We start from the raw sequence: 11,575 nt of genomic DNA on the forward strand, positions 1-11,575 counted from the left end.
TCCCTAACGCCCCGCCGGTCTGCATCGCCGAGACCATCTGCGCCACCTTGTCTTCGCGGATCAGGTTGCGAATGGCCGGCGTGCTCAGCATGATTTCATGGGCCGCCACACGTCCACCGCCGATCTTATTTACCAGCTCCTGAACTTGGCGGGCGGGTTGTACAAGCCACCGGACCACTCCACCAGATCGGCCACGCTCTTGGCGGCCAACAACTCGCGGGTGGCGTCGGTGCGGCGGATGCCGAGGTCTTCGGGCAAGGCAATCAGGCCTTCGCGGCGCATGCGTGCGGTGTCCTTGGGATTGTGGCGCATGCCGATGGCGGTCACCCCGGCGACGGCGGCGATCATCGCCTGGCGCTCTTCCAGGGAACGCGCCTTGTACAGGTAGGCGATGCCTTCTTCGGTGAGCAGGTGGGTGACGTCGTCACCGTAGATCATGATCGGCGCCAGGGGCATGCCGCTTTTGCGCGCCACTTCCACCGCGTCGAGGGTGTTGACGAAGGTCGGTTTGCCGCCCTCCTGGAACGTCTCGACCATTTGCACCACGAGCTTTTTGCCGCGTTCCAAGAGTGCTTCGGGGGCATCCTCGTGACGCATATCGAGCCAGGCCGGGGTGCCATGGCGGCGACCGCGCGGGTCGTGGCCCATGTTCGGCGCACCGCCAAAACCGGCAAGGCGGCCACGGGTGACCGTGGAGGAATGCCCGTCGCCGTCCACTTGCAGGGTGGCGCCGATAAACAGGTCCACCGCGTATTGGCCGGCGAGTTGGCAGAACATCCGGTTGGAGCGCATGGAACCGTCGCGGCCGGTGAAGAACACATCCGGGCGGGCGGCGATGTAATTCTCCATGCCCAGTTCGGTGCCGAAGCAATGCACGCTTTCGACCCAGCCGCTTTCGATGGCGGGAATCAGCGTGGGGTGCGGGTTGAGGGTCCAGTTGCGGCAGATCTTGCCCTTCAGGCCCAGGGATTCGCCGTAGGTGGGCAGGATCAATTCGATGGCGGCGGTGTTGAAACCGATGCCGTGGTTGAGCGACTGCACGTTGTGTTTTTCGTAGATGCCACGGATCGCCATCATCGCCATCAGCACATGCACCGGCTTGATGTGGCGCGGGTCGCGGGTGAACAGCGGTTCGATGTAGAAAGGCTTGTCGGCCACCACCACAAAATCCACCCAACTGGCCGGGATGTCGACGCGGGGCAAGTCAGTGACGTCGTCCACCAACTGATTGACCTGCACGATGACGATGCCGTCGCTGAACGCGGCGGGCTCGATCAACGCCGGGGTGTCTTCGGTACTGGCGCCGGTGTAGATGTTACCGGCGCGGTCGGCCATGAAACCGGCCGAAAGCACCACATTGGGGATCAGATCCACCACCAGCCGGGCATAGAGTTCGATGTAGGTGTGGATCGCGCCGATTTCCAGCAAGCCGTCTTCCAGCAACTGGCTGATGCGCAGGGATTGGGTGCCGGCGAAGGAGAAGTCGAGCTTGCGTGCGATGCCCTTCTCAAACAGATCCAGGTGCTCGGACCGGCCGACACTGGGCATGATCATGTGCAAATCGTGGAGCTTGGCCGGGTCGGCCTTGGCCAGGGAGCGCGAGAGGAAATCCGCCTGCTTCTGGTTATTGCCTTCCAGCACCACGCGGTCGCCGGGGAGGATCAGGGCTTCGAGGGCCTCGACGATTTTGTCGCTGGGCAGCACGGCCCCATCCGCATACTGCTTGACCAGCCCGAGCCGCCGCTGCTTTTCATCGCGCCGCCGCGTCCAGCGCGAGTCGGGGGTAATTATTGTTGTCATGGTCGCTCCACGGGTTTGCTGTCGTGGGCTGTACCTTAGGAGTGATTCAGGGGGGCATCAATCAAGCTGGGCGGCGGATCGTTACGGCTGGAGTAATGAATCGACAACAAACACGGGGTTAAGCCTAATGGGGAGCCACATGCCCCCCAAAGCAGCCCACAGTGCTACTCGAAGCGCGGTAAATGCGGAACCGCAATCGGCTTTTGCGCACTCACCCATGCGTCGAACCCTCCGGTGATCGATGTTACGTGCAGGTAGCCCATATCAAGCAGCGATACAGCCGCGAGCGCAGCGCGACCACCCGTTTTGCAGTACAGCACGACTTTAAGGTCTCGCGAACTGAGCGCGGTATCGTTGGTCAGTTTAAATTCCAGCATGCCGCGCGACGCATGCACAGCGCCCGATATATGACCTGCGGCATACTCGTCGGCTTCACGTACATCAATCAGTACATCCGCATTCTGGATAGCCAGGTCAACCTCTTCGATGGCAACTTCTTCGATACGGGCTTTAGCATCTACTACAAGATCGTGGGCAGTTTTAATCATGGTATTTGGGAAGCGTCCAGTTGGGAGAGTTGCCCGACGTTCAAAGCGGCGCCGCAACACCTGCGCGGCGCCCATCGGTATTAATCATGTGGTCGGCCATCTCGGAAAACATACGTTGCAGCTTCGCATTCAGGGCTGCGTCATCCACCTGCTCATTGATTGCCTGACGCATGCACAGCATCCATTCGTCGCGCTCGACAACACTGACTGCAAAAGGCGCATGTCGCATGCGCAAACGTGGATGACCACGTTCCTGTTGAAACAGTGGCGGGCCGCCAAGCCAGCCACTCAGGAACTTGAATAGACTGTCGGCGCTGCCGGCGAGACTCGGTGGGTGCATCTGACGCACTATTCGCGCCTCGGACAACACCTCCATCAGTTCGTAAAAGCGGTCGACCAGTTTATGGATACCCGCCTCTCCCCCTAACTGGAGATAAGTACTGGTGGTGTTCTTATGCGCGGTACTCAATAGTTCAGTCATATCGTCAGCACTCAATGTTGGAACTTTATCCCGCCGGCAAGCGCATGCGTCACCCAGCACTGCCATTGGCAGATGACGCCGCCGTCGCTTATCGGAACGGGCCATGACCAGGCAGTTAGCACGCGCCATGCCAAGAGCGGAAATGTGTTTTTTATTGATTGATAACAAATACTTAAATATTCGAGCACGAAGATGGCAGATGCGTTGGCAGTTACATGCTCTGCCAATCGGCGATGACGGCAGTGGTTGGCAGTCAGGGGTCGGGCTGAGCGCCTACGACTTGTGGCAGGCCGAGCATCCAGAGCAACCGGTCATTGAACGATGAAGACGAGCGCTAACCTGTGTGGGAGGGGGCTTGCCCCCGATGGCAGTGGCTCAGTTACAGATACTGAGACTGACACACCGCCATCGGGGGCAAGCCCCCTCCCACATTTGTTCGGTGGTGTCTTTTAAATAGTGGTTCCCAAAAGGGAGTGATCAGTCGCTGTTTGGGAAAGTTTCAAGATGCTGGAGAAGGGCTGACTTGCTCCAGCGCTCCGTCGACCAGCAGCTGCCCCAACGCCGCCATTTGCTGGATTCCGAGCATGATTGCGCGCTGCGAGCGACACGTTCATGCAGGGCGCAAAATATTGCTGGAAGAATCCGAAGGCCGGTCCATCACAACGCCATCACTACCTTGACCGCTCCAAGACCTTCGAGGGCATAGCTGTTGTACTCATACACGCCCCCCTGAATATCCAATCGAAGCACGCCCTCATGCTCACTCACTTGCACATCGGGTTCTTTGGTTTTCAGAAATGGATGAGCCGACACCAACCCTGTGAGTATTTCCTGATCACTCCCCAGGTCCTTATGAACGTAGTACCTGTAGGAAAAGCCCACCGTCGCACCACCCTGCCCATCCCGCGCGCCGTAGATGGAGGTGCCGTTGCCCAAGGAATGTTTCAACACCACCTCATCCAGATCCGGTGTCCCGGGCGACATGACCCAACTGCCCGCGATATAAATCAGGCAGACCACTAACAGACAGTTACGCAGGATCGGTATGAAGCCTTCAGTGGCCTTGAGAAATCGCATACTCAATACCTCTCCTTATCCAATATTGATCTCGCGGGTCATCACCAAAAGGATCACCTCCCCACCATGATCCAAAATCCGGATGGGTGGTTTTTGCGATGGTCTGAGCAACACCAGCGGCGCGCAGCAACACGTGCTCAGGAATGCCCAACACCGTACCAGTTGCACCGTAATTGAAGTTACCTAAAGCCTCGTATTGGCGCCCTCGCTTCTTGTAGTTCCATGGCCCGGCAGCTCTGACCTGAGAATAAAACCAGGAGTAGGCGAACGCCGAGCCTGACTGGAGATGAACACGCTTGCATTTGGCTATTGCCATATTTTCTAGAAGTGAAACACCAGGCGGCATTAACGGTACGGCCATGTGCCGGTCCTTGTTGGCAGTGAGGGGCGCTGAAATTAGCATCCCACTCAGGCCAGAAAACCTGCCCAATCCAAGTAAAGAACTTGCCTACATAAACAACATCCCATTCCGACAGAGGCTTGCTCCCGATGGCAGTGGCTCAGTTAAAGATACTAAGACTTCACACCGTCATCGGGGGCAAGCCCCCTCCCACATTTGTTCGGTGGTGTCTTTTAAATAGTGGTTCCCAAAAGGGAGTGATCAGTCGCTGTTTGGGAACGCTTCACGATGCTGGAGAAGGGCTGACTTGCTCCAGCGCTCTGTCGACCAGCAACTGCCCCAACGCCGCCATTTGCTGGATTCCGAGCATGATTGCGCGCTGGGAAGCGTCTAGATCGAAGGCCAAATGGCAGGTGAGGGCGTTGAGAGAGGACAGGGTTTCGCTGGCGTTGACCAGCAGTGACTCGGTGTTTTCGTTGGGGTTTACAGTAAAGAGGTTGGCGGGTGGATTGGGGGTAGGTTTAACCATGATGTGCAGCTCCGATATGGGATGGAGACTGCCCTCTTCCGCTTGCACGCGAATAGGGTGGCAGCCGTGCGCAGGTGTGCAAGACCGGGCATATCGGACCCCGGCAGACCCCAAGGGGCCTCCCACGCACAGCCGCCATAACAAGTACAGCAGACATAAAAAACGCCCGTTGAATGGCTATGGGCGTTGGTGCGCCGACATGTAACCGGACTTGCACGTCCGTGTCACCGTTTTTTGCGATGACGGGACGAAGACTAGGCGCGATCATAGGGCACAACAAGTTCATGCACAGCGCGAGAAGTTGCAGGAAAAATCCGACCGAGCGCTCAACGCGCCATGACGTTGACCAACACATGCAAAATGAATGCAGGCCCATAACAAGGTTTTCCCTGCGCATCCTCAATTCTCCAGATTGAAGCCAGCGTGCAGGTTTCCCTAGGTGCTGCAAACTCCACACTGATATGCACGGGCTGACCCGGCAGAGTATCGGCGATGGGAAGTTCGCTGTGCAGGCTACGCAGGTGAGTGTCCATCACTACCTCCAACTGGCCCAGTGCATCAGCGCGACGGGCAATCACATATTCCCCGTCAACACGCACCAGGCGTCGCCCGCGCCAGGGTCGTGTGCCCAGGTTCTGAATCTCCCAGGTTTTCTGAAAAACCTCCCCTGGCATCACGACAGTTTGATCAGGCGTCGTGACATCGGCATTGAACACCGCAACGTCCTCCGGATCATTTATACCGACAGCTCGATTGGTCGCCGCCATCGAGCAAGCATTTGCGGGCGCGCCTGTCAGGTCAGCAAAGTAGCGAAACAGCAACAGAGGAGAAACCTGCAACGCCTTGGCCAGCTTGATCAGCGTGCGTACCGACGGGTCCTTGGACGCACCGCCCGCCAGACCGTACAGGTAGGTCCTGGAGATTCCCGCCTCCTTGGCCAACGTAGTCAGGGGCTTGCCCAACTCTCGGCCGCGCCGCGCAATCAGTGACTGGAGGGTATCTCGCGTTTTTATATTCATACGGAGTTTTCAGTTCCCACTTTTAGGTGAACGCCATTTCTTTGTCCGCCAAAAAAGACAACCTGTCCGCCGCCACGTGTCTTGAACCCTGCACAATCGCCACCTGCTGGCGATGTTGTGAAGGACATGGATGGGTCCCTTTTAATCGGTCATATCCAGTGTCGTAGTTTCTCGCATGCTTGCGAACCTAGTGTTTGTTGCATTCCTTTACATCTACCTTTGGATACATCCATGACCCACATCAAAGCGTGCTGTGAATCCATTGCTCGAACAGGCTTTGGCACCCTGCAAATATCAGAAGCGATGCTGCTGGATTACAAAAAAATCGTTGATGGATACTCCGCAATATCGCCAGCCATAAAGGCCTCGTTTTCCTTCGCAAAAGACACCGACGGATTTTTCCCCTTTGGCGCCGAGTACTCGAGCATTCAGGATCAGCCAGATCTGTGTGAGCGATTTTGTTCCTGGCCTGCGCATTCATCAAAACGAAAGGCTTTTCAGTTCACACGAAGTGATTTTTTTGCTGCCGTTGATGCTTTTGAACGACAGATCAGCGAGCTTGCACAGGAACTGATGGACGGGGTTTGCGCGGAGTTTGGGGCCACTTCGTTGACCTCTTTGCGTGCAGCGTCCTATCTGCAACTGTGCGTCTATGGGGCTAATTCCGGGTCTGATAAGCGCCAGTTTGCTCAGGACCCTCACGAAGATGGTCATATGTTGTCGTTTATCAAGCCTACTCGTGACGGCCTCGTTCTGGTTCGAGGCAGCTCGCTGGAGCCGGTACGCCTGTTGGAGAACGAGATTGCAATCTTGGCCGGATCGTTACTGACGGAGCTCTCAGACTATGCGATTCCCGCTGCATACCACGCAGTTCTGACGCCTCGAACACCAATGCCACGCAGCTCCCTTATTTACTTCGTCAACCCTGATGCGGAGCAGCAACTGACAGGCTTTTTCCGCCACCAGCCGATCGACTTGAACGCCGCCGTCAATGCGCGCCACACCGGTTTCGGTAATCACCCCCTTCAATTGACCTGATACCCAGGCGACCGAGCACTTCATGACTCCTGACCTCAACGCCCTTTATCTCGAAGGTCTGCTATTGGGCATCGGACTGTTCGCCGCTCCTGGGCCAAAGGACACTCTGGTGATTCGCCAGGGTGTCAGTCGCGGTCCTATCTGGGGGGTGGTGGCGGTATGCGTGTTCGCCGATATCATTCTCATTGGTCTTGGGGTCATGGGGTTGGGTTCGTTGCTCGGCAGTCAGCCCGGTCTGGTGGCGTTCCTGCTGCTATCGGGAGCGGCCTATCTGTTGTGGTTTGGCTGGCAGCGGTTATTGGCTTGCTTGCGTAACCAGTCGATGCCAGATACTCAAAACAACCTCACCTCACAACAGGGATTGCTGCGCACGGCGGTGATACTTGGATTTGCCAACCCGTATGCCTGGCTTGATACCGTGGTGCTGATTGGCTCTATTGGTGCGGCGAAGCCCGTCAGCCAACAAGCGTCCTTTGCCAGCGGAGCGATGACCGCGTCGCTGGTGTGGTTTGTGGTTTTGGCGTTGGGATGTCAAAGGTTGACGGGGCTGTTTCGTTCAGCAAAGGTCTGGCGTTTATTGGACGCGGGTGTGGCAATTTTGATGGTGTACCTGGCGGGAATGCTGATTGCTGATTTTCTGGTGCTGCATTGATCGTCAGGCCAGCCCAGCCTCGACCAGCAGCGCTTCGAGCCCCATCAAATCCGGCACCTTCGCCACATGCTCCCCCACCTGCACCGCCGCCAGCTCCAACGCGCACAGCGGCACATCCACATAACTCAACTGGCTATCGAGCTTGTATGAACGTGGAATCCCCTGGATCACCATCGCAATGAACTTCAATGACGGCCGCCCGCCCAGGGCGTTCAGCACGACGATGCGCGAACGCTCGCCGGTCACGCTGGCTTCGCCGCAGGCTGCTTCGAAGCTGATCAGCGGCAATTGCCGGTCCCGCCAGGTCACTTGCCGCAGATACCAGGGCGGTGCGTCACTGGCCGGTTCGCCGCGCTGGAAGTCGATCAGTTCAGCGATGGCAACGTTGGGCAGCACCAGGTGGCGGTCGGCCAGGGGCAGGAGCAGGCCGGTGAGTTGGCTGGTGCGGTGGTCAAGCATGGGACTGGCTCCAATAAGCGATGCTTTCCAGCAGCACCGACTCCTGATACGGCTTGCCGAGGTAGTCGTTGACGCCGATGGCCATGGCGCGGTCGCGGTGTTTCTGACCGGTGCGGGAGGTGATCATGATGATCGGCAAGCGCATCAGCCGTGGGTCGTTGCGCACCCGGATGGCCACTTCGAAACCGTCCATGCGCGGCATTTCGATGTCCAGCAGCATCAGGTCCGGGGTGTGTTCTTCCAGCACGGCCATGGCGTCGATGCCGTCCTTGGCGGTGAGCACGTTCATGCCGTTGCGTTCGAGCAGGCGGCTGGTGACTTTGCGCACGGTGACCGAGTCGTCCACCACCAGCACCAGCAGCGGGCGCTTTTTCAGCGGGACGTTGAGCTGCAGCGGGACGTCCACCACCTGGGCCGGCAACGCCGGTTGCCGGGCGCGGATGTGGGCGAGCAGATCGATGATCAAGACCACCCGGCCGTCACCGAGAATGGTCGCCCCGGAGAGCCCCTTCACCCCGGCAAACTGCGGCCCCAAGCCCTTGACCACGATCTCCCGGGTGCCCGCCATGCTGTCCACCTGCACCGCCACGTGCCGTTCGTTGTACTGCACCAGCAGCACCGGCAACGGTTGGTACAGGCCCAGCAGTTTCGGGCGGGCGACGGTGTGCAGCAGGTCGCCGAGGTAAAACAGCTCATACCGCTGGCCGGCGTATTCATACCGCGGCGGGTCCAGTTGATAGTGCCCTTCCAGCTCATGGGGCAGCACGCGCACCAGGCCTTCGATGGTGTTGAGCGGGATCGCGTATTGATCGTCCGCGCACTGCACCATCAGCGCGCGGTTGACCGACACGGTGAACGGCAGGCGAATACGAAAATGCACGCCCGCCCCCGGCGTCGAATCGATCGACATCGAGCCGCCCAGCTGGCGCACTTCTTCATGCACCACGTCCATACCCACGCCACGCCCGGAAATCTGGGTGATCTTTTCCGCCGTGGAGAACCCCGGCTGCAGGATGAACTGCAACACGTCGCGGTCGCTGATCTCTTGATCCGGAGCGAGCAAACCGCGTTTGATCGCCTTGCGCCGCACCGCCTCGAGGGGCACGCCAGCGCCGTCGTCGCGCAGATCGAAGACGATATCGCCGCCTTCGTGGGTCAGGTCCAGGGTGACCCGGCCCTTCTCGGGTTTGCCGGCCAGCAGCCGCGCCTCGCGGGATTCCAGGCCGTGATCGACGGCATTGCGCAGCATATGTTCCAGCGGCGCGACCATGCGTTCCAGCACGTTGCGGTCCATCTCGCCCTCGGCATTGCCGACCACGAATTCCACGTCCTTGCCCAACTCCAGGGCGACCTGGCGCACGATGCGCTTGAGGCGCGGCAGCATGCGTTCAAAGGGCACCATGCGCGTGCGCATCAGGCCTTCCTGCAATTCGGTGTTGATGCGCGCCTGTTGCTGCAACAGGTCGTGCGCATCCTGGTTGCGGCGCTCAAGGGTTTCCTTGAGGTCGAGCACGTCGGAGGCGGACTCGAACAGTGCGCGGGACAGTTGCTGCAACTGTGAATGGCGGTCCATTTCCAGCGGGTCGAATTCTTCGTAGTCCAGGCGCTCGGCTTCGGCCTGCTGACGGCTGATGAGGCGGCCCTGGGTTTCGGTGTCGAGCCGGCGCAGTTGGTCGCGCATGCGCTCGAGGGTGGTTTCCATCTCGTTGAGGGCAACCTGCGCGTCGTTGACCTGCTGTTCGATTCGGCCACGGAAGATCGAGGTTTCGCCGGCCAGGTTAACCAGATCGTCCAGCAGGTCGGCGGAGATTTTCACCATGTCGGCGGTCGGGTCGCTGGCTGTTTCGGCCTTGCCCGTCACTAATGCCACCGGCACCACCGGCTCTTTGCTCGGGTGGACCAGGCTTTTGATGCGCTCGATGAGTTTGTCCACCGAGCCCACCGGCAAGCCCGCCGCCACCGCGTCGATCATCTGCGCCAGGCGGTCGTGACAGCCTTGCAGCAAGGCGAACAACTCGGGGGACGCCACGAGCAAACCGGAGGACAAGCCTTCGTAGAGAAACTCCAGCTCATGGGCCAGATCGCCGATCGGGCCGATCTCGACCATGCGCGCACCGCCCTTGAGGGTGTGCAGGTCGCGCAGCAGGGTTTCGACTTCCTGGCGGTTGTTGGGCTCTGCCTGCCAGCGCAGCAACGCCGCCCCCGAACTGTCGAGAATGTCGGCGGCTTCTTCGAGGAAGATATCCAGCAATTCCGGGTCGATGCCCAAGGTCTGCGCAGCAGCGGCCTGCGCCGCGGGCGGGCTGCTGTGGCGCAATCCCCGGACGCTGGCGATCAATTCGCTAGAGTCGCTCAACGGCTGATGCTGTTGCAGTTGGTCCAACTGCAACGCCAAGTGCTCATGACTGGCCATCAGCACCTGGGACAGCTCATGGGAATAGCTGTAGCGACGGTCCACCAGGCCTTCGTAAAGGCCTTCCAGCTCGTAGGCCAGGTCGCCAACAGGCCCGATCTCGGCCATGCGCGCGCCGCCCTTGAGGGTGTGCATGTCGCGCTGCAACGAGGTTAACGGCGCCACGCCCTCGGGTTCCAGCAGCCAGCGTTTGAGGGACTGCCCGGCGCTGTCGAGGATATCCACGGCTTCTTCGAGGAAGATCTCGACGATCTCATCATCCACCACCGCGTGCCGATCCAGCCGGGCCGTCGCGGCGCCCAGTTCGGAGATGCTCAGCGCACGGCTGCCGTCGCTTTTGATCAGGCCGGTGGCGGACGGATCAAGAGCGCCATCCAGCAGCTCGCGCAAGGCTTGCATGCGCGCCGGGGCCGGGCTGATTTCCTGGCCGGCAGCCAGTTGGTCGAGCATGTTGATCAGCGCTTCGTGGGCCTGTTCGGCCTCTTGGAAAAACCGCTCGCTGACCGCCAGGCTGCTTTCTTCCACGGCGCCGTACAGGTCAAGCAAGGCTTCGCAGAGTTCGTCGATGGCGTGCAGGTCGGCGAGGTGCGCGCCCTGCCCTAGCGTGGTCAATTCATCCAGCAACGCGGTCAGCTCCTGGCGTTCGCCAGGGTGTTGTTGCCAGCGGCGCAGCAGGCTTTCGGCGTCGAGCAGAATGTCCATGCCCTGGGCCAGGAAGTTGGTGATCAGGTGCGGATCACGCTTGATCCGCAGGCCGGTGCTCGGCGCGTCGAGCTGGGCTTGAAACTGATGATCGAGCAGGCTTTGGGTGCGGTCGATCAGGTCGGCGGCACCTTTGATCGGTACCAGCGGGTCGCCGTTCAACTGGCGCAAGCCACGTTGGAACAGATCCTCGGCCTCCAGCAGCAGTTCTACTTCATCCAGGTCCAGCGGCAGGCGGTGGGCCTTGTACTCGCGGGTCAGGTGATCGAGCGGGCGCGCCAGTTCGGCGATCGGCAGCACACCGGCCATATAGGCGCTGCCTTTGAGGGTGTGCAAGGCGCGTTGCAGCTCATCGCTGACTTGCAGCGGCACATGCTCGGCGGCTTGGCGCAGGAAGTGGTTGAGGCTGTCGAGGTGGCTCTGGGCTTCGTTGCGGAAGATCTCCAACAGCATCGGGTCATGGGGTTCGGCAGCCGGCACGGCGGTACCGCTGGCCAAGGCGTGGGCGCGCGCGGCC

General features: G+C 59.7%; 12 protein-coding genes and 2 pseudogenes. 3 read left to right on the forward strand and 11 right to left on the reverse strand.

Annotation, left to right across the window (positions count from 1 at the left end; all coding sequences use genetic code 11):
- The 4 genes and pseudogenes from L9Z73_RS16625 to L9Z73_RS16640 all read right to left on the reverse strand — a co-directional run.
- Window positions 1–142: pseudogene (locus L9Z73_RS16625) on the reverse strand (twitching motility protein PilT); the annotation flags it as partial.
- Entirely contained in the window at window positions 130–1,800 is a 1,671-nt protein-coding gene (gene mdcA, locus L9Z73_RS16630; RefSeq protein WP_247403019.1) for a malonate decarboxylase subunit alpha, read from the reverse strand. The pseudogene L9Z73_RS16625 and the gene mdcA, both read right to left, overlap by 13 nt.
- A 164-nt stretch (window positions 1,801–1,964) precedes the next feature.
- The gene (locus L9Z73_RS16635; protein ID WP_247403051.1) at window positions 1,965–2,345 is read right to left on the reverse strand and encodes a rhodanese-like domain-containing protein; all 381 of its coding nucleotides are present in this window, start codon (window positions 2,343–2,345) and stop codon (window positions 1,965–1,967) included.
- 43 nt (window positions 2,346–2,388) lie between these two features.
- The gene (locus tag L9Z73_RS16640) at window positions 2,389–2,829 is read right to left on the reverse strand and encodes a group II truncated hemoglobin (protein ID WP_247403023.1); all 441 of its coding nucleotides are present in this window, start codon (window positions 2,827–2,829) and stop codon (window positions 2,389–2,391) included.
- 103 nt (window positions 2,830–2,932) lie between these two features.
- On the opposite strand from L9Z73_RS16640, the gene L9Z73_RS16645 reads away from it, so the two are divergent.
- Complete coding sequence (locus L9Z73_RS16645; RefSeq protein WP_247403026.1) at window positions 2,933–3,154, forward strand: hypothetical protein; 222 nt, start codon at window positions 2,933–2,935, stop codon at window positions 3,152–3,154.
- Window positions 3,155–3,328: 174 nt separating this feature from the next.
- On the opposite strand, the pseudogene L9Z73_RS31545 reads toward L9Z73_RS16645, so the two are convergent.
- From L9Z73_RS31545 to L9Z73_RS16665, 5 genes and pseudogenes are all read right to left on the reverse strand, one after another.
- Window positions 3,329–3,430 (reverse strand): annotated as a pseudogene (locus L9Z73_RS31545) (DUF6124 family protein); the annotation flags it as partial.
- Between the two features lie 56 nt (window positions 3,431–3,486).
- Entirely contained in the window at window positions 3,487–3,906 is a 420-nt protein-coding gene (locus L9Z73_RS16650) for a hypothetical protein (protein ID WP_247403055.1), read from the reverse strand.
- The gene (locus L9Z73_RS16655; RefSeq protein WP_247403029.1) at window positions 3,884–4,267 is read right to left on the reverse strand and encodes a polymorphic toxin type 44 domain-containing protein; all 384 of its coding nucleotides are present in this window, start codon (window positions 4,265–4,267) and stop codon (window positions 3,884–3,886) included. Before L9Z73_RS16655 ends, L9Z73_RS16650 begins: the two co-directional genes overlap by 23 nt.
- Before the next feature lie 262 nt (window positions 4,268–4,529).
- Window positions 4,530–4,775 carry a DUF6124 family protein gene (locus tag L9Z73_RS16660; protein ID WP_247403032.1) on the reverse strand — a complete coding sequence of 82 codons (246 nt, stop codon included), beginning with the start codon at window positions 4,773–4,775 and terminating at the stop codon, window positions 4,530–4,532.
- Window positions 4,776–5,101: 326 nt separating this feature from the next.
- Window positions 5,102–5,794, reverse strand: coding sequence for an NBR1-Ig-like domain-containing protein (locus L9Z73_RS16665; RefSeq protein ID WP_247403036.1), 693 nt, complete (start codon window positions 5,792–5,794; stop codon window positions 5,102–5,104).
- Window positions 5,795–6,025: 231 nt separating this feature from the next.
- On the opposite strand from L9Z73_RS16665, the gene L9Z73_RS16670 reads away from it, so the two are divergent.
- Both L9Z73_RS16670 and L9Z73_RS16675 read left to right on the forward strand, forming a co-directional pair.
- Window positions 6,026–6,832: a 2OG-Fe(II) oxygenase gene (locus tag L9Z73_RS16670; protein WP_247403039.1), complete on the forward strand. Its 807-nt coding sequence runs from the start codon at window positions 6,026–6,028 to the stop codon at window positions 6,830–6,832.
- Between the two features lie 22 nt (window positions 6,833–6,854).
- Window positions 6,855–7,484, forward strand: coding sequence for a LysE/ArgO family amino acid transporter (locus L9Z73_RS16675; protein WP_247403042.1), 630 nt, complete (start codon window positions 6,855–6,857; stop codon window positions 7,482–7,484).
- A 3-nt stretch (window positions 7,485–7,487) separates the two neighbouring features.
- Here the strand turns inward: L9Z73_RS16675 and L9Z73_RS16680 are convergent, their stop codons facing one another.
- Both L9Z73_RS16680 and L9Z73_RS16685 read right to left on the reverse strand, forming a co-directional pair.
- Window positions 7,488–7,943 carry a chemotaxis protein CheW gene (locus tag L9Z73_RS16680; RefSeq protein WP_247403045.1) on the reverse strand — a complete coding sequence of 152 codons (456 nt, stop codon included), beginning with the start codon at window positions 7,941–7,943 and terminating at the stop codon, window positions 7,488–7,490.
- A partial coding sequence (locus tag L9Z73_RS16685; protein WP_247403048.1) for an Hpt domain-containing protein occupies window positions 7,936–11,575 on the reverse strand: 3,640 nt, incomplete at its 5' end. The genes L9Z73_RS16680 and L9Z73_RS16685, both read right to left, overlap by 8 nt.

It is taken from the genome of Pseudomonas emilianonis (assembly GCF_023072625.1).
In the GTDB taxonomy this organism is placed as follows: domain Bacteria; phylum Pseudomonadota; class Gammaproteobacteria; order Pseudomonadales; family Pseudomonadaceae; genus Aquipseudomonas; species Aquipseudomonas paraveronii.